The sequence below is a fragment of the Krasilnikovia sp. MM14-A1004 genome, assembly GCF_047159485.1.
In the GTDB taxonomy this organism is placed as follows: domain Bacteria; phylum Actinomycetota; class Actinomycetes; order Mycobacteriales; family Micromonosporaceae; genus Actinoplanes.
On the sequence record NZ_AP038773.1, the window covers coordinates 5,202,495 to 5,220,304 of the forward strand.

The 17,810-nt window shown below is 71.8% G+C and carries 15 protein-coding genes, 1 tRNA gene and 1 pseudogene; 10 read left to right on the forward strand and 7 right to left on the reverse strand.

What is annotated here, in order from left to right; all coding sequences use genetic code 11:
• Nucleotides 1-86: 86 nt before the first annotated feature.
• The 4 genes from ACMCNN_RS22160 (at nt 87) to ACMCNN_RS22175 (ending at nt 3,115) form a co-directional block, all read left to right on the forward strand.
• On the forward strand, nt 87-1,703 hold the full coding sequence (locus ACMCNN_RS22160) for a diguanylate cyclase (RefSeq protein ID WP_412742436.1): 1,617 nt from the start codon (nt 87-89) through the stop codon (nt 1,701-1,703).
• A 124-nt stretch (nt 1,704-1,827) separates the two neighbouring features.
• Nucleotides 1,828-2,262 (forward strand): SRPBCC family protein, encoded by a 435-nt coding sequence (locus tag ACMCNN_RS22165; RefSeq protein ID WP_412742437.1) that lies wholly within the window; start codon nt 1,828-1,830, stop codon nt 2,260-2,262.
• On the forward strand, nt 2,259-2,678 hold the full coding sequence (locus tag ACMCNN_RS22170) for an EVE domain-containing protein (protein ID WP_412742438.1): 420 nt from the start codon (nt 2,259-2,261) through the stop codon (nt 2,676-2,678). Before ACMCNN_RS22165 ends, ACMCNN_RS22170 begins: the two co-directional genes overlap by 4 nt.
• Complete coding sequence (locus tag ACMCNN_RS22175; protein WP_412742439.1) at nt 2,675-3,115, forward strand: MarR family winged helix-turn-helix transcriptional regulator; 441 nt, start codon at nt 2,675-2,677, stop codon at nt 3,113-3,115. Before ACMCNN_RS22170 ends, ACMCNN_RS22175 begins: the two co-directional genes overlap by 4 nt.
• An 18-nt stretch (nt 3,116-3,133) precedes the next feature.
• Here ACMCNN_RS22175 and ACMCNN_RS22180 read toward each other — a convergent pair whose 3' ends face one another.
• From ACMCNN_RS22180 to ACMCNN_RS22205, 6 genes and pseudogenes are all read right to left on the reverse strand, one after another.
• On the reverse strand, nt 3,134-3,733 hold the full coding sequence (locus ACMCNN_RS22180) for a hypothetical protein (protein ID WP_412742440.1): 600 nt from the start codon (nt 3,731-3,733) through the stop codon (nt 3,134-3,136).
• Nucleotides 3,734-3,929: 196 nt separating this feature from the next.
• Nucleotides 3,930-4,274, reverse strand: a pseudogene (locus tag ACMCNN_RS22185) (Type 1 glutamine amidotransferase-like domain-containing protein); the annotation flags it as partial.
• Between the two features lie 737 nt (nt 4,275-5,011).
• Nucleotides 5,012-5,083 (reverse strand) — tRNA-Val (locus tag ACMCNN_RS22190).
• A gap of 24 nt (nt 5,084-5,107) precedes the next feature.
• Nucleotides 5,108-5,587: a peroxiredoxin gene (locus tag ACMCNN_RS22195; RefSeq protein ID WP_412742441.1), complete on the reverse strand. Its 480-nt coding sequence runs from the start codon at nt 5,585-5,587 to the stop codon at nt 5,108-5,110.
• Nucleotides 5,588-5,595: 8 nt separating this feature from the next.
• Nucleotides 5,596-6,030 carry a DUF3052 domain-containing protein gene (locus tag ACMCNN_RS22200; RefSeq protein WP_130511328.1) on the reverse strand — a complete coding sequence of 145 codons (435 nt, stop codon included), beginning with the start codon at nt 6,028-6,030 and terminating at the stop codon, nt 5,596-5,598.
• A 116-nt stretch (nt 6,031-6,146) separates the two neighbouring features.
• Complete coding sequence (locus ACMCNN_RS22205; RefSeq protein WP_412742442.1) at nt 6,147-8,504, reverse strand: transketolase C-terminal domain-containing protein; 2,358 nt, start codon at nt 8,502-8,504, stop codon at nt 6,147-6,149.
• Nucleotides 8,505-9,166: 662 nt separating this feature from the next.
• On the opposite strand from ACMCNN_RS22205, the gene ACMCNN_RS22210 reads away from it, so the two are divergent.
• The 6 genes from ACMCNN_RS22210 (at nt 9,167) to ACMCNN_RS22235 (ending at nt 17,198) form a co-directional block, all read left to right on the forward strand.
• Nucleotides 9,167-9,952 (forward strand): metallophosphoesterase family protein, encoded by a 786-nt coding sequence (locus ACMCNN_RS22210; protein WP_412742443.1) that lies wholly within the window; start codon nt 9,167-9,169, stop codon nt 9,950-9,952.
• A gap of 18 nt (nt 9,953-9,970) precedes the next feature.
• Complete coding sequence (locus tag ACMCNN_RS22215; protein ID WP_412742444.1) at nt 9,971-10,375, forward strand: YjbQ family protein; 405 nt, start codon at nt 9,971-9,973, stop codon at nt 10,373-10,375.
• Between the two features lie 147 nt (nt 10,376-10,522).
• Nucleotides 10,523-13,261, forward strand: coding sequence for a pyruvate dehydrogenase (acetyl-transferring), homodimeric type (gene aceE, locus ACMCNN_RS22220; RefSeq protein WP_412742445.1), 2,739 nt, complete (start codon nt 10,523-10,525; stop codon nt 13,259-13,261).
• A 146-nt stretch (nt 13,262-13,407) separates the two neighbouring features.
• Nucleotides 13,408-14,664 carry an MFS transporter gene (locus ACMCNN_RS22225; protein WP_412742446.1) on the forward strand — a complete coding sequence of 419 codons (1,257 nt, stop codon included), beginning with the start codon at nt 13,408-13,410 and terminating at the stop codon, nt 14,662-14,664.
• 13 nt (nt 14,665-14,677) lie between these two features.
• Nucleotides 14,678-16,090: a glutamate--tRNA ligase gene (gltX, locus tag ACMCNN_RS22230; RefSeq protein WP_412742447.1), complete on the forward strand. Its 1,413-nt coding sequence runs from the start codon at nt 14,678-14,680 to the stop codon at nt 16,088-16,090.
• Nucleotides 16,091-16,526: 436 nt separating this feature from the next.
• Nucleotides 16,527-17,198 carry a hypothetical protein gene (locus ACMCNN_RS22235; protein WP_412742448.1) on the forward strand — a complete coding sequence of 224 codons (672 nt, stop codon included), beginning with the start codon at nt 16,527-16,529 and terminating at the stop codon, nt 17,196-17,198.
• Nucleotides 17,199-17,235: 37 nt separating this feature from the next.
• On the opposite strand, the gene ACMCNN_RS22240 is transcribed toward ACMCNN_RS22235, so the two are convergent.
• Nucleotides 17,236-17,799: a TetR/AcrR family transcriptional regulator gene (locus tag ACMCNN_RS22240; RefSeq protein ID WP_412742449.1), complete on the reverse strand. Its 564-nt coding sequence runs from the start codon at nt 17,797-17,799 to the stop codon at nt 17,236-17,238.
• Between the last annotated feature and the right edge of the window lie 11 nt (nt 17,800-17,810).

Consider the following 17,810-nt stretch of genomic DNA (forward strand, 5'->3'; position numbering starts at 1 on the left):
CGTCGCACCGCAACCCGCCGGGCCTAGTCTCGTGACGCCGGCCCGTGCGGGCCGGGCGACGGTGGTGCATGCGGGCGGGGATGGGAATGCGGGCGACCACGGCAGGAACGATCGACGACCCGATCGGCGCGCTGGCCGAGCTGTCCGCGTCGACGCCGCGGGCCGAGGTCAGGCTGGCGGCCGCCGTCGAGGCGATGGAGACCACCCCGTCGGCCATGTTCCCCGCCCTCGCCGCGGCGGTGGAGCAGGCCGAGCAGCTGGCGATCACGCTCGGGCGCCCGGACCTGCGGATGCGGGCCCGGCTCCTGCAGGCCGACATCCTGTCCATGGAAGGCGACGCGACGGAGTCCGCCCGCATCAGCCACGAGGTGCACGCGTGGGCGACCGAGCACAACGACGCCTACGTCCTCTCGCGCAGTCACCGCGGGCTCTCCCTGTTCTACTTCCACATCGGTGAATACTCCGACGCGCTCGCGCACGCCGTCCAGAGTGTCGCCTTCACCAGCGCGGGCATCGCCCCCGCGCTGCGGGCCAGGCACCTGTCGACCCTGGGGGCGATGCTCCAGCAGAACGGATCACCGGACGAGGCACACCAACGGTTCGCCGAAGCCCTCGACATCACCACCGCGACCGGCGACGTCCGGATGTCGATGCAGATCCTCAACAACATGGCCTATACCGAATGCGGTGCCGGACGGCTCAGCGAGGCGCAGCAGCTCGTCGAGCGGATGCGGGTGCTCCAGGACCGCGACGGCGTCCGGCTCACCGCCAGCGACCTGGACACGATCGCCCGCGTCGAACTGACCTGTGGCCGGTACGCCGAGGCCGTCGCCACCATGCGCCCCATCCTCGACGGCGCCGCCGAATACCTGATGGACGGTGGCACCACCCTGGCCGAGTGCCTGCTCACGGTCGCCGAGGCGCAGCGGCTCGACGGAGACGTCACCGCCGCCCGGGCCACCCTCGACCGCACGGTCGCGGACTGCGAGGCACGCGGGCTGGCGTCGACCCGGGCCCGGGCCCGGGAGGAACAGTCCCGGCTGTACGCCGCGACCGGCCGCTACCGGGAGGCGTACGAGGAACACCAGGTCTTCTACGCCGACATGCAGGCGCTGCAGTCCGCCCAGCGGGAGGCGCGCGCCCGGATCCTGCAGGCGGTGTTCGAGACCGAGGAGGCGCGCCGCGAGAGCACGCACTTCCGCGAGATGGCCTACCGCGACGCGCTCACCGGCCTGTACAACCGCCGGTTCGTCGACGAGCAGCTGACCCCGCTGCTCGAACACGCGGCCGAGCGGCGCAGCCCGCTGTCGGTGGCCATCATCGACCTCGACCACTTCAAACGCGTCAACGACACCCTGTCGCACGCCACGGGTGACGCCGTACTCCAACGGATGGCCCGCCTGCTCACGCAGGCCGCGGCCGACGACGGCGTCGCCGCCCGGCTCGGCGGCGAGGAGTTCCTGCTGGTGCTGCCCGGCACCGACGCCCACAGCGCGATCCGGCGCTGCGAACTGCTGCGTCTGAGCATCGGGGAACACGACTGGCTGCCGGTCACCGGCGACCTCGTGGTGACCGCCAGCATCGGCGTCACCACGGCCGCCGACGGGCGCGGCACGCAGTCCGCGCTGCTGGCCCAGGCAGACCGCAATCTGTACGTGGCCAAGCGCTCCGGCCGCAACCGGGTCGTCGCCGACCCCTCCTGATCCCTACCGAGCGGACGCCCCGCTGCGGTCCTCGCGGCTCGAACCGGCCCGGCACGGCAATCCCGGATCCGACCTGCCCGCCGCCGGCTTGACTCGCAGATACTAAGCGCGCATACTAATCCGCATGAAGACGATCGCCAGCGCGAAGATCACCACCGACGTCCCCGCCCGGGCCTTCTTCGAGCGGTGGGCCGACATGGCCACCTGGCCGGAGTGGAACACCGACACCGAATGGGTGCGTCTCGACGGGCCGTTCCGCACCGGCGCCACCGGGAAGCTGAAGCCGAAGGGCGGCCCGGCGACCCGCTTCGTCATCACCTCGCTCGTCCCGGGCCGCGAATTCACCGACGTCTCGCTGCTGCTCGGCGCGCGACTGACGTTCCAGCACCTCGTGACCGTCGACTCCAGCGGCAGCACCACCGTCACGGTCGAGGTGACCATCGCCGGTCCCCTCGCCTTCCTCTGGACCGCCGCGCTCGGCAAGGGCATCGCGAAGGGGCTCAGCGGCGATCTCGCCCGGCTCGAGGCGGCCGCCCGCACGGCTGGAGTGTCGGCATGACCCATTGGCTCGGTGTGGTCTGCCGTGACCACGTCCAGCGCGGCACTCGGCTGGGCATCGCCCAACTCGGTCACGGCAAGCGGGACGGGCTCGCCCGGCTCGCCGCCGGTGACTGGCTCGTCTACTACTCACCACGGACGAGCCTGCGCGACGGCGCACCACTGCAGGCGTTCACCGCACTCGGCGTGGTCGCCGACGACGAGATCTGGCAGGCGGACGAGGGCACCTTCCACCCGTGGCGGCGCCGGATCACCTACCTGCCGGACGTGGTCGAGACACCGATCCGGACGCTGAGCCTGGACCTCACCGCCCAGCCCGGCTGGGGTACCCGACTGCGACGCGGCCTCGTACGACTCACCGATGAGGACTTCGATCGCATTCGCGCCGCCATGCAGCCGCAGCGGGTACCGGCGTGAGCCTGGCCAGCCGGCATGACAGTGCCGACGACAGCCCCGGCCTGCTCCTGTGGCAGGTCACCAACCGGTGGCAGGCCGCACAGCGGGCGGCACTGAAGCCGTTCGACATCACCCACGTGCAGTTCGTCCTGCTGGCCACGCTCACCTACCTGCAGGCCTCCGGACCGGTGACCCAGAAAGCCCTCGCCGGCATGGCCGCCACCGATCCGATGATGACCTCCCAGGTGCTCCGTACGCTGGAAAGCCGCAACCTGGTGCACCGGCCCGCGCATCCCACCGACCGGCGGGCCCGGGCCGTGGCCGTCACCGAAGCGGGCCGGGACCTCGCCAATCAGGCGGTGGTCGCGGTGGAGTCCTGCGACGCGGCCTTCTTCGCCGGCCTCGGCGACAGCTTGCCCGCGTTCACGACCGCACTGCGCACGCTGCGCCAATCCTGATACGCACCTACGTCAATCTCACGAGGTCAGCTCGACGGACGCGATGTGTCCGTTGGTGGCGAAGTCCTTGGTGAAGGCCAGACGCACCGTGGCCCGCACCTCCGGGTGCCCACTGACCGACACGGTCGGCGGGTACGTGTAGCCGACGCCGGCGTCGTCCAGCTGGAACCCGGTGACCCTGCCGTCCTTGACGATGGCGTGCACCTTGGCCGTCCGGTGCGGCCAGGTCTGGCCCTCGGTGTCGTTGAACCGGTAGTAGTTGGCCACCTCGTCGAGCTTCTCATTCGTGACGTCATGCGGCGCGAGGACTGCGAGGAGAGCGGCCTTGTTCGTTTCCTGCTCGCTGCCGGAAGGATCGTGACCGGGGTCCGGATGGACGCCGCTGAACGCCTGGCGGAACGTGTCCGGCTCGACGCCGAGCATCGAGGCGTACAACGGGACCGGGCGACCGTAGTCATGGGAGGTCAGCTCGAAACCGCCGGACAGGGTGGCCGTTGCCTGTGCATCGGTCGAGGAATCGTTGTCCGGCGATCGCAGATACCAGCCGGCGACACCGGCCAGCACAAGGACGGCCGAACCCAGGAAAACGACGACACTGGATCTCTTGGGGGCTCTCATGGGCCGAGACGCTAGGTACGGACCCTGTGCGCGTGCTGTGCGATCACCAGCACCATCCTGTGCTCCCCGGGGACCGCGATTTCCGGCTGCGGCGCAGCACCACGGTGGGCTCTCCGTCCAGTGTGGTCGGACCGGATGGATCGCCGACAGCGGAGGCGTTTCGCTCCGGCCGGGATGGTCGGCGGATACCGATGGGCTAGGAGCCGAACCGCTTCCAGCGCCCCTCGGAGACGACCTCGACCACGCCGTCGCTCACCTTGATGGCCGTCTGGTCGTCGATCGCGTACGCCGGACCCGCGATCTCGGCCGCCCATCGCTCGGCGGCGGCCATGCTGTTGTCCGGCACCTCGTCCAGGTGCGGGAAGATCGAGAAGTCGACGACCCCGAGGGTGCGGTCGCTGCCGTCGGGTGGCGTCCATTCGACGAAGTCGCCGCCGATCCGGGGGGTCAGCACCATGCTCCCCGCACTCAGCCCCACCCACACGGTGTCCCGCAGCGACGGCAGGAGATCCGCCAGCCCGGACTGCCGCATCCAGTGGCAGCCAGGATAGTCCGTCCGTGGCCGTGACCTCGGACGGTGGTCCGGCGGCATTTCGCTCGGCTGCCGGCCTCGAATCGACCGGGTCGGATCCCGCCCGCTGCCGGATCCCGCCCGCTGCCGGATCCCGTCCGCTGAGGGCGGATGTCATAGCCCAGCGACACAATGACCGGCATGAGTGACGACTGGACTGTCGAGTCGGCGCTCACCAATCGAGACCGACGCGCCACTCGCTCCGCGGAATGACAGCAAGCCGTTCGCCCTCCATCGGCGGACGCCCCAGCGCGTCTGCCGCAGCCTGCGCACGGCCACGCCGAGCCGGCAGACCCGGGCGCCGGGCGACTTCGCCGACCAGCAGCCACGACCCTTCGGCGACCTCGCGAAGGACGACATACATCGATTGCGGCCGTGCGGCCCCGCCTGCCTCTGCCATGCGCCCATTCTGCCCGGCGACCGGATCGCCGGGCCGCCGCTGCACTTCCCGGCCGTGACCCTGCCGCTCCCGATTCGGCGCCACGCCCTCCACCCACCCGCACACCGCTCAGGCGATCGCCGGTCATTCCCACGTCGATGTCACGATGACGATCTACGCGCACACGGGATGAGCGAGCAGAGTGAGGCCCTGCGTCGGCTCAGCGAGGCCTTCGGGACGACCGACTGATGTCAGAACTGGGATGTCAGCAGGTCCCCAACGCTGCCGACGGGCGGGGTCGGCAGCGTGTTTCTGCTGGTCGGAACGGTGGGCACGGTTGGTTTCGAACCAACGACCCCTCGCTTGTAAGGCGAGTGCTCTCCCACTGAGCTACGCGCCCGGGTCGCGCGGCGAACCGGAGCCGTCATCGTACCCTGATGTCCGCCTCGAGGTCCGCGACGGCCTGCCGCCAGGCCGCCTGGTCGCGGGCCTGGCCGGGCTGACCCACCTCCGCGAAGCGCACCACCCCGGCGGAGTCGATCAGGAAGGTGCCGCGCTCAGCGTGGCCGCGGTCGGAATCGAAGACCCCGTACGCGCGGGCCACCGCCCCGTGCGGCCAGAAGTCGGCCAGCAGCGGGAAGTCCCAGCCCTCCCGCTCGGCCCACACCTTGTGGCTGTACGGCGAGTCGACGCTGACGGTGAGCACCTGGACGGACGGGTTGGCGTACTCGGGCAGGTGTGCCTGGATCTCGCCCAGCTCCCCCTGGCAGGTGCCGGTGAACGCGAGCGGATAGAAGACCAGCAACACGGCCTTGCGGTCGTGGAAATCGGCGAGCCTGATCTCCTGGTTGTTCTGGTCCCTGAGGGCGAAGTCCGGCGCGCGGGCGCCGATGTCGAGGGGCATCGCGGCGGCTACTTCTTCTTCGCGCCCCGGGGCGACACCAGCCGGTGTGCGGTCCAGTCCTTGCCCGCGTTGACGGTGGAGGTCTGCTGCAGGCCCGCGGTGGGCGCGGACTCGCTGATCTCGCTCGGCTCGACGTGGCCGTCACGGCCCGCCTTGGGGGTCAGCAGCCACACGACGCCGTTGTCGGCGAGGGGGCCCAGGGCGTCGGTGAGCAGCTCGAACAGGTCACCGTCGCCGTCGCGATACCAGAGCAGTACCGCGTCGACCACCTCGTCGGTGTCCTCGTCGACCAGGTCTCCCACGCGTTCGGTCAGGGCCTCACGGAGATCCTCGTCGACGTCGTCGTCGTAGCCCATCTCCATGACCACCATGCTCGGCTCCAGGCCGAACCGGTCCGCCAGGCTACGTACGCCGTCGGCGGCCTGACCAGCGGTCGCGCTCACTGTCGAATGCCTCCTCACCTCTTGCGCTGCGGCCGGCCTCGGGCGCCGACCTCATTTGGGGGTAGTCCACACACTTGCTGGCCCGGGCGCAAGTGGCGCACCGAGTGTGAGGCAATTTACCGCGCCAGCAGGGCGTGGGCACCCTGTGTGATGGCATCTTCCCCGATGAGGACGTGTTGCGCCGCCGGACCGAGCGGAATGAACGAATCGGCTGCGGCGATCCGGCGGGCCGCGCCCACGAACCCGCCGTCCACCAGCGCCGCGAGGACGCCCTCGCCCACGCCGCCGGAGCGGCGGGTCTCGTCGACGATCAGCACCCGGCCGGTGGCGGCGGCCTCGCGGACGAGGTCGGCGGTGGGCAGGGGGTTGAGCCAGCGCAGATCGACCACCCGGGAGCCGTAGCCCTCCTGCGCCAGGCGGGCGGCAACCCGCAGGGACATGCGTACGCCGTTGCCGAAGGTGAGGATGGTCAGGTCCTCGCCGGAGCCGATCGGGTAGGTCCGGGCGCGGCCGATCGGCAGGTGCCCGGTCGCCCATTCCTGCGGGGGCGCGTACGGCGCCAGCCACTCGTTGTCGCCGGGCTGGTGCAGGTCACGGGTGTGGTACAGCGCGACGGGTTCCAGGTAGACGCAGACGGAACCGTCGACCGCGGCCGCGGCGAGGCAGGAGCGCAGCATGGGTGCGGCGTCCGCCGGGCGGGCGGGTACGGCCACGACCAGCCCGGGTACGTCGCGCAGCGCGGCGACGGAGTGGTCGTCGGTGACGTGCTCGCCGCTGGGCTGCCCGTGCGCGAACCCGGCGACCCGGACCACCAGCGGGTTGCGCAGCCCTCCGGCGCTCAGGAACGGCAGCGTGGCGGCCTCCCCGCGCAGCTGCCCGGCGGCGTGGTGCAGGTGCGCCAGGTGCCGGATCTGCGGGATGGGCAGCAGCCCGGCGAGCCCGGCGCCGAGGGCGAGGCCGAGCACGGAGGTCTCGTCGCCGGAGGTGTCGAAGACCCGCGCCGGTCCGAACCTCTCCCGCAGCTGCGCGGTGATCCCGGTGCCGCCGCGCGCCGTCACGGCGTCGCCGAACACCAGCGCGCCCGCGGTGGCCAGCAGGACGTCGCTGAGCGCGGCGCTGATCGTCTGCGCCAGGGTCAGCGGCCCGTTCTCCTCGGGGACGCGGCCGCCGAACGCGGCGGCCCGGGCGGCGGCGCCGGCACCGGCGGCGCGGGCCGCGACGTCGGCGACGGTACGGGCGACCCGGACGGGGCGGCGCGGGGCCAGCGGGGCGACGACCTCGGCGGCCGTGGTCAGCTTCGGCTCGCTGAGCACCTCCTCGGCGACCTTGCGGACCTGCCAACCGACCTCGTCGTAGCGGGCGATGAGTTCGTCGGGGCCGGCCAGTCCGGCTTCCACGAGCAGCCGGGCCGCGCCGACGAGGGGGTCGCGGGCGAGGTCCTCGGCGAGCCGGTCGGCGGGGGTGCGGGCCGCGGGGATGCCGTTCGCGGCGCGCCCGGCGTCCGCGCCGGCGGGGCGCAGCAGCGGGACCATGGACAGGTGCAGCACGGCGGGGCGCCGGTGCTCGCGCACCCAGGCCGCGGCCTCGGCGGCGGCCTCGTACGTGGCGGCCAGGTCGCATCCGTCGGCGGCCGTGTACCGCAGGCCGGGCCGGGACCGCAGCATGTCCGCGACCCAGCCGGTGGGACTGCCCTCGGCGCGGCCGGGCCCGTCGTCCTCGCAGACGAACAGCAGCGGCAGGCGCTGCCCGGCGTGGTCGTGCCGGCCGGCGTCGTTGAGCGCGGTCACGGCGTCGGCGTGGTCGACGGCCGCAGCGCGGACGGAGGCGATCACGATGGCGTCCGCGGGCCACGGGCCGGTGACGCCGTCGAGTTCGTCCGCGCGGGCGAGGCCGAAGGCCAGGCCGACCGCGCGGGGCAGGTGCCCGGCCGCCGCCGAGGTGGTGGGCACGATGTGCAGGTCGGTACGGCCGAGGGCCTGGTGGCGGCCGCCGGACATGGGCTCGTTGGCCGAGGCGACCACGCTGCGCAGAACGTCGCGGGCGGCCTCGACGTACGGATCACCGGGCTCGTCGTCGGCGGCGCCGGCGGCGGGCGTCGGCCCGGCGCCGGTCGGCACCGGGCTGGCCAGGGCGACCGCCACGGCGCGGGCACAGTAGAACCCGGCGGAGCGGTCGTGCAGCAGGGCCGGGTCGTCCGCCCGCAGCGCGGCGGCCACGGCGGCGCTGCCCTCGTGGCCGGCGGCACCGACCGGGTGGAAGCCCTCGTTGAAGCTGCGCAGCCAACGGGCGGCGAGGTCGAGGTGGCGGCTGGTGAGCTGGGCGTCGAAGAGCTGGCGGGCCCGCGCGCCGGTGAGGTCGGCGCCGTCGCGGACCGGCTCGTCGGGCGTACGGCGCGAGGACGGGGACGGCAGCGCCGACACCGCGTCGCGGAACCGCTCGTCGAGGTTCTGCGGGGTGGTCACGCGACCCAGCATTACCGACCCACGCGAACGCTGCCATGTCAGAAGTCCGCCTTGACAGTGCTCGAAATAACGTCATTGCGGCAATACGGGCTAGCCGGGCATTCCATCGATCTCCGGACCGGCTCGAACGATTCCGGCGAAGTGCTGCGGCGGACCCGCGGCCGGTGCTGTACTCGGTACATGATCTTGCGGTCGCTCGTCGTGCGACTGGCGCTGGGGGCGGTCTGGTTCGTCGCCGTCGCGCTCACCTTCCTGGTCATCGACCTGTACACGTGAGACGACGGCGGCGGCGCGGCATGTGGGACAGGACGAGGTTCGGGCGGATCGGCCTCGCGGCCACGGCCACGCTGGTGCTGACCGTGACCGCCGGATGTTCGGACGGCGGCCCGGGTCCGGCACCCGCACCGGCCGACCGGACGGCCCGCCCGCCGACGAACGGCGCCACGTCCCCGACGGACGGAACGACCCCGAACGGGACGGGTCCGGGCGGCACAGGTCCGGACGGGACGGGTCCGGACGGCACAGGTCCGGACGGCACAGGTCCGGACGGCACAGGTCCGGACGGCACAGGTCCGGACGGCACTGGCCCCACCGCCGGGCAGGCGGGCAGTGGGCAGGCGCAGGGAGGCGCCGCGGGGCAGATCGGAGCGTCTCCGGAGGCCGCGGCGACCGCCGTGCTGATCGGCGCCGGGGACATCGCCACCTGTGAGGGCACCGCGGACAACCGGACGGCCGCACTGGTGGCGGCCCAGCCCGGCACGGTGTTCACGCTGGGGGACAACGCGTACCCCGACGGCACGGCGGCGGACTTCCGGCGCTGCTACGGGCCGGGCTGGGGCCGTTTCCGCGCGCGCACCCGGCCCGCCGCGGGTAATCACGAGTACCACGTCGCGGGAGCCCGGCCGTACTTCGACTACTTCGGCCCGGCGGCCGGGCCACGGGGACGCGGGTACTACTCGTTCAATACGGGGACCTGGCACGTCGTGGTGCTCAACACGAACTGCGGCGTGGTGTCCTGCCGGTCCGGCTCGGCGCAACAGCGCTGGCTGCGTACGGATCTGGCCGCCTCGGGGGCGCGGTGCACTGTGGCCCTGGCGCATCACCCGCTGTTCACCTCCGTCGCCCGGCATCCGCCGGCGACCGCGACCCGGCCGCTGGTGCGCACCCTGCGAGCGGCCGGTGTGGAACTGCTGCTGACCGGGCACAACCACACGTACGAGCGGTTCGCGCCGCAGGACGCCGACGGCCGGTCCGATCCGGACGGCATCCGGGCGTTCGTGGTGGGCACCGGCGGCGCGCCGCTGCACACGTTCGGGCGGCGGGCGGCGCACAGCCAGGTCCGCAATGACCGGACGTACGGGGTGCTGAGGCTGACGCTGTCGTCCGGCGCGTACCGGTGGAAGTTCGTGCCGGTGCCGGGCGCGCATTTCACCGACGCGGGCTCGGGTGTGTGCCACTGACCGTGACAGACTCGGCCCGTGCGCACCGAAGTGATCACTGTCCGGACCGGCGACCGTCCCACCGTCGCCGACGTCACCCGTCAGGCGGAAGAATTCGTCACGGGCCTCGGTGACGGGCTCCTGCACGTGTTCGTGCCGCATGCGACGGCCGGGGTGGCGATCATCGAGACCGGCGCCGGTTCGGACGACGACCTGCTGACCGCGATCGGCGAGCTGCTGCCCGCCGATGACAGGTGGCGGCACCGGCACGGCTCGGCCGGGCACGGCCGTGACCACGTACTCCCGGCGTGGATCGCCCCGTACGCGACACTGCCCGTGATCGGCGGCCGGATCGCGCTCGGCACCTGGCAGTCGATCTGCCTCGTGGATCCGAACGGCGACAACCCGACGCGGCAGGTCCGCTTCTCCTTCGTCGAGGGATGAGAAGTTACTGGTCAGTACCTGTGTCGAGCGTCGCGTACGGGGACGGTAGGCGTGACGCCAGCCACCGTCAGGGGGCAGGATGGAGGCATTCCCGCGCGCCCGACACGATGGGGCCCGCGGTTCCGACACGAACCCAGAGGAATGCCTGTGGCCACGGAGCGCAAGCGCCCGGTGATCAGCGATGGCCTGCCGAGCCAGCTTCCGGACATCGACCCCGAGGAGACCTCGGAGTGGGTCGAGTCGCTCGACGGTGTCATCGACGACCGCGGTGCCAAACGAGCCCGGTACGTCATGCTGCGCCTGCTGGAGCGCGCCCGGGAGCGACACATCGGCGTCCCGCCGCTGACCGCCACCGACTACATCAACACGATCCCGCCGGAGGCGGAGCCGTGGTTCCCCGGTGACGAGAGCCTGGAGCGCCGGATCCGCCGGCTGACCCGGTGGAACGCCGCGATGCTGGTGCACCGGGCGCAGCGCCCGGAGATCGGCGTGGGCGGCCACATCTCGACGTACGCGTCGAGCGCCAGCCTCTACGAGGTCGGCATGAACCACTTCTTCCGCGGCAAGGACCACCCGGGCGGCGGCGACCACATCTTCTTCCAGGGCCACGCGTCGCCGGGCATGTACGCCCGCGCGTTCCTCGAAGGTCGCCTGAGCACGGATCAGCTCGACGGGTTCCGTCAGGAGCTGTCGCATCCGGGTGGCGGCCTGCCGTCGTACCCGCACCCGCGGCTGATGCCGAACTTCTGGGAGTTCCCGACGGTCAGCATGGGTCTCGGCCCGCTGAACGCGATCTACCAGGCCCGGTTCAACCGCTACCTGCACAACCGCGGGATCAAGGACACGAGCGACCAGCGCGTGTGGGCGTACCTGGGTGACGGCGAGATGGACGAGGTGGAGTCGCTCGGCGCGATCGGCCTGGCGGCCCGCGAGGAACTCGACAACCTCACGTTCGTCATCAACTGCAACCTGCAGCGCCTCGACGGCCCGGTCCGCGGCAACGGCAAGGTCATCCAGGAGCTGGAGTCGTTCTTCCGCGGTGCCGGGTGGAACGTCATCAAGGTCATCTGGGGCCGGGAGTGGGACCCGCTGCTGGCCGCGGACGGCGACGGCGCCCTGGTCAACCTCATGAACGTCACGCCGGACGGCGACTACCAGACCTACAAGGGCGAGTCCGGCGCGTACGTGCGTGAGCACTTCTTCGGCCGCGACCCGCGCACCCGCAAGATGGTCGAGGCCATGTCCGACGACGAGATCTGGGGTCTCAAGCGCGGCGGCCACGACTACCGCAAGCTGTACGCGGCGTACCAGGCGGCGGTCAACCACACCGGGCAGCCGACAGTGATCCTCGCCAAGACCATCAAGGGCTGGACGCTGGGGTCGCACTTCGAGGCGCGCAACGCGACGCACCAGATGAAGAAGCTGACGCTGGACGACCTGAAGAGCTTCCGGGACCGGCTCTACCTCGACGTCAGCGACAAGCAGCTGGAGGAGAACCCGTACCTGCCGCCGTACATCCACCCGGGCGAGAAGTCCGAGGAGGTGCAGTACCTGCAGGAGCGGCGCCGGGAGCTGGGCGGCTACCTGCCGTCGCGGCGGACCACGACGATCCCGCTGGCGATCCCGCCGACGGAGCGGTTCGGCGACGTGAAGCGGGGCTCGGGCAAGCAGAAGGTCGCCACCACGATGGCGTTCGTCCGCCTGCTCAAGGACATCATGAAGGACAAGGAGTTCGGGGCCCGCTGGGTGCCGATCATCCCGGACGAGGCCCGTACGTTCGGCATGGACTCGTTGTTCCCGACGCGGAAGATCTACTCGCCGCACGGCCAGACGTACACCTCGGTGGACCGGGAGCTGTTCCTGTCCTACAAGGAGGCCACCAACGGCCAGATCCTGCACGAGGGGATCAACGAGGCCGGGTCGTGCGCCAGCTTCACCGCGGCGGGCACCTCGTACGCCACGCACGGCGAGCCGATGATCCCGCTGTACATCTTCTACTCGATGTTCGGGTTCCAGCGCACAGCGGACGAGCTGTGGGCGGCAGCTGACCAGATGGCGCGCGGCTTCCTGCTCGGCGCGACCGCGGGGCGGACCACGCTCAACGGCGAGGGCCTGCAGCACGAGGACGGGCATTCGCTGCTGATCGCGGCGACCAACCCGGCCGTGGTGGCGTACGACCCGGCGTTCGCGTTCGAGATCGCGCACATCATGGAGAACGGCCTGCACCGCATGTTCGGTGAGCAGCAGGAGAACGTCTTCTACTACCTGACGGTCTACAACGAGCCGATCGTGCAGCCCGCCGAGCCGGAGGGCGTGGACGTCGAGGGCCTGCTCAAGGGCATCTACCGGTACGCGGCGGCCCCGCAGACCAACGGCCCCGCCGCCCAGCTGCTGGCCTCCGGTACGGGCATGCAGTGGGCGCTGAAGGCGCAGCAGCTGCTGGCCCAGGACTGGGGCGTGTCCGCCGACGTGTGGTCTGTGACGTCGTGGACGGAGCTGCGCCGCGACGCGATCGAGACCGAGGAGCACAACCTGCTGCACCCGGGCGACGAGCCGCGCAAGCCGTACATCCAGCGCAAGCTGGAGGGCTCCCGCGGCCCGGCGGTGGCGGTCAGCGACTGGATGCGGGCCGTGCCCGACCTGGTCTCCCGCTGGGTGCCGAACGACTGGACGTCGCTGGGCACTGACGGCTTCGGCATGAGCGACACCCGGCACGCGCTGCGCCGCCACTTCCACGTGGACGCGGAGTCGGTAGCGGTGGCGACGCTGCGCCAGCTGGCGCTGCGCGGCGAGGTGCCGCCGCACGTCCCGGCGGAGGCCGCCAAGAAGTACGCGATCGACGACGTCAACGCGGCCCCGGTCGGGGAGACCGGCGGCGACAGCTGATCCGTCTCGCACGTCGGGGCCCGTCGCTTGAGCGGCGGGCCCCGCGTCGTCGGTAGCCATCTGGTCGCCGCGTGCCGCGCACCCTTCCGGCACGCACGCTCATCCATTAATCTCCGAGCAACTTTCGCGTTCCTCGGGGAGGTGCCATGAGCGTCACCCAGGGCGCGCCGGCGGCGCTGGCCGAGCCGGTCACACCGGTCCGCCGCTCGTGGATCGCGCTGCTCTTCGCCGCCAACCTGGGCCTTTGGATGGCGTTCTTCACCCCCGTGCAGATCCTGCTGCCGGAGCAGATCGCCGCGCTCGGCGTGACCGGCAAGGAGGCCGCGCTCGGCTGGGTCACCGGCATCGGGGCGCTGGTGGCCATCGTGGTCAACCCTCTCGCGGGGACGCTGTCCGACCGGACCAGGCTGCGGATCGGCGGCCGCGCGTTCGGGCGGCGCCACGTCTGGACCGTCGGCGGCGCGCTGGTCGCCGCGGTGTCGCTGGTGTCGCTGGCCCGGCAGGACACGGTCGTCGGGGTGGCCGCGGGCTGGGCGGGCGCCCAGGTCGGGCTGAACGTCATGCTGGCCAGCCTGTCCGCGGCAGTGCCCGACCGGGTGCCGATCCACCAGCGCGGCCTGGTCTCCGGCTGGGTCGGCATGCCGCAGGCGCTCGGCCTGGTGCTGGGCGCGGTGCTGTGCACGGCCGCGGTGACGGGGGTGGCCAGCGGCTATCTGGTCATGACGGTGCTGCTGGTGCTGCTGGCGGCCCCGTTCGCGCTGCTGACCCCGGACGACCCGCTGCCCCGGGAAGCAGCGGTCCGGGCGGAGCGCACCCCGCCCTGGTGGGCGGTGTTCCGGGACCACCCGGACTTCACCTGGGCGTGGGGCACCCGCTTCCTGGTCCAGCTCGGCAACGCGCTCGGCACGCTGTACCTGCTGTACTTCCTGACCGACCGGGTGCGCCTGGCCGACCCCGAGGGCGGCCTGCTGATCATGATCCTGCTGTACACGCTGGGCATGATCGCCACCGCGATGGTCGGCGGGCGGCTCTCCGACCGCCTGGGGCGGCGCAAGCCGTTCGTGGTCTGGTCCGGGATCGTGATCGCGGTCGCCGCGCTGCTGCTGGCGCTCTGGCCCACCTGGCCCGCGGCGCTGGTCGCCTCGGTGCTGCTGGGCGCCGGGTACGGCGTGTACCTGGCCGTCGACACCGCCCTGATCACCCAGGTGCTGCCCGCGGCCACCGACCGGGCCAAGGACCTCGGAGTGATCAACATCGCGACGGCGGCGCCGCAGGTGCTCGGCCCCGCGCTGGCCGCCCCGCTGGTCACCCATCTCGGCGGCTATCCCACCCTGTACGCGGTGACCGCCGGGGTGACGCTGCTCGGGTCGGTCATGGTGGTGAAAATCCGTTCGGTCGCCTAGGTAGGCTGGGCGCGTGACAGTACGCGTACGTTTCGCCCCGTCGCCGACCGGAATGTTCCACGTCGGCGGTGCCCGCTCCGCCCTGCAGAACTGGATCGTCGCCCAGCAGACCGGGGGCGTGTTCGTCCTGCGGATCGAGGACACCGACGCCGCCCGCAACCGTCCCGAGTGGACAGAGGGCATCCTCTCCGCGCTGGACTGGATCGGCATCGAGCGCGGCACGTACGAGGGCCCGCACTTCCAGTCGGCGTACGCGGCCGACCACACCGCCGCCGCCACCCGCCTGTACGCCGAGGGCCGGGCCTACTACTGCGACTGCACCCGCGAGGACGCCGTCGCCCGTACGGGCAACAAGCACACCGGCTACGACGGCTTCTGCCGCGACCGCGGCCTCGGGCCGGGCGAGGGCCGGGCGCTGCGTTTCCGTACGCCGGACGAGGGCGAGACCGTGGTGGTCGACCTGGTTCGCGGCGAGCCGACGTTCGAGAACCGGCTGATCGAGGATTTCGTCATCGCCCGCAGCGACGGCTCGGCGGTGTTCCTGCTGGCCAACGTCGTGGACGACATGTCGATGGGGATCACCCACGTGATCCGCGCCGAGGAGCACCTGCCGAACACGCCGAAGCAGCAGCTGCTGTGGGAGGCGCTCGGGGTCAAGCCGCCGGTGTGGGCGCACGTGCCGGTCATCGTCAACGAGAAGCGGCAGAAGCTGTCCAAGCGCCGCGACAAGGTCGCGCTGGAGTCGTACCGGGACGAGGGTTATCTCGCCGCCGCGATGCGCAACTACCTGATGCTGCTGGGCTGGGCACCCTCGGGCGACCGGGAGATCGTGCCGTGGTCCGTGGTCGAGAGTGAGTTCCGGCTCGAGGACGTGAACCACTCCCCCGCGTTCTTCGACGTCAAGAAGCTGCGCGCGTTCAACGGCGAGTACATCCGGGCACTGTCCGAGCAGGAATTCGCCGCGGTGTGCGCGCCGTGGCTGCAGGGCACGGCGACCATCCCCGCGCCGCCGTGGCGGCCGGAGGCGTTCGACGCGGCCGTGTTCGCTGCGGTGGCCCCGCTGGCGCAGACCCGGATCGCGGTGCTCGGCGAGATCGTCGAGTACGTCGACTTCCTCTTCCTCGACGAGCCACCGGCGGACGACGCTTCCTGGGCAAAGGCCATGAAGGAGGGCGCGTCGGACATTCTCGGCGCGGCCGCCGAGGAGTTCGCCGCCCTCGACACCTGGACCGCCGAGCCGCTGAAGGCCGCCCTGGAACGGGTCGGCGAGCAGCGCGGGCTGAAACTGGGCAAGACCCAGGCACCGATCCGGGTCGCGGTGACCGGACGCACGGTCGGTCTCCCGCTGTTCGAGTCGCTGGAAGTGCTCGGCCGGGAGCGCGTTCTGGCGCGGCTCAGCGCGGCCCGTACCCGCCTCGCGGGGTGATCTCCAACACCGGTTGAACCGCCCGGCGCCGCCCGCCGACCGCGATCGTCGCGTTCGGCGGGCCGGATTCCGGCCAATGGCCCGGTTTCCATAGCGGACAGTTGCGCTGGGGTGACGGCGAGCTGAACGTTACGCGTCAACTGGACGGGTGACTCCGCCCCCACCATCTTGCCGTTGGTGGGTACTATTCGGCCGCTGATCAACGGCTGTCGTCGCCGCTCAGCCGTTCCCAGTTAGCCGCAGTTCGGCCTATCGGCAGATGCCGTACCGACCGCCGCCTGGGAGAGGCTGGCAGTACCGCGCCGTGCCGACGCCGGACCCCCACCTGTCCGCCGTGGCGCGACCAGCTCTACACAAAGCCATGTCCACGGGGCGGGGAGGCCGGACGATGGTACGAAGGGCTTTTGCACGGTTTTTGTCGGCGATCGGAGCGGCCGTGACGGCGGCCGCGCTCGCGTTCGGACTCATGTCCCCGGCCCATGCCGCGCCGCCACCACCGGCAACCATCCGGACACTCACCGCCACCACGGCCGGGCCGCTGACCGGACCCAAGGCGCCGCCCAAGCCGACCTCCTTGGAGATCACCGGCAAGGAGTTCGAGAGCAAACTCGTCCTCGACGCGGCCACGCAGCGGCAGCTCTTCGACCGGATGCTCAGCGAGGTGAGCTGGCTGACCGGCGCGCGGCCGCAGACGGTCGCTCCGGCGGCGAACCGGCTCGGCCCCAAGTACACGGTCACCGTGCTGATCAAGGACGAGCCCTTCCAGGTGTACGAGCTGTTCCCCCTGGCCAAGGGCGGCCCGCGGGCACACCGGCCCGGCCGCCAGCCGCAGGGCCGCGGCTCGGACGGCTGGTTCTACGGGCGGCTGAGCATGGGGGAGTCGCTGCGGGTCAGCGGGGTGCCCCTGGAGCCGAAGCCGGACGTACTCAGCGGCGGCATCGGCGGCGGCATCGGCGAGCAGGTCGACGTGGACGAGCTGGACCCGGTGGAGGGTGTCAACACCCTGCTGAGCGAGATGCGCGAGCTGATGATGCTCAACGGCGCGGTCCTGGTGGTCATCATGATCGGGCTCGGCGGCATCGCGTTCCTGATCCGCCGCAAGGTCTGACGCCGCCCGGCCCGGTCCCCCGACCCCGCCGGTCGGCTCACCGCTGGTCGGCGGCCACCTCCACGAGCCGGACCAGGTCCTCCAGGTCCGCGTCGAACTCCGCGGCCGCGTCCGCCCGGGCCTCGTCGCCGCCCGGCGGCAACCCGCCGGTGACCTCGCCGGTGGTGTAGCCCAGCAGGAACGCGCAGATCATCCGGGTCAGCCGCGGCACGGCCGGGGCCGGCACCCCCGCGTCGTGCAGGGTGCCGCGCAGCGCCGCGGTCAGCCAGGACGCGGAGGCACCGGCCGCGGGCCGGTTCAGCAGCAACGGGTACGCGGCGGGGTGCTTGCGGGCGAGCCCCCGTACCGCCCGGCCGAGGGCGCGCAGCCGGTCGCGCCAGTCGATCTCGGACAGCTCCGAGGAGTACGCGGTGCCGAGTTCGCTGTGCAGCAGGTCGACCAGCCCGTCGAGCAGCGCGTCCTTGCCCCCGACGTACGGATAGAGCGCCATCGAGGTCAGTCCGACGCGCTCCGCGACAGCCCGCATCGACATCGCACCCAGGCCCTGCTCGTCGACGAGGGCGAGCGCCTGGTCGAGGATGAGCCGCCGTTTGTCGTCCACCAGGTCACGGT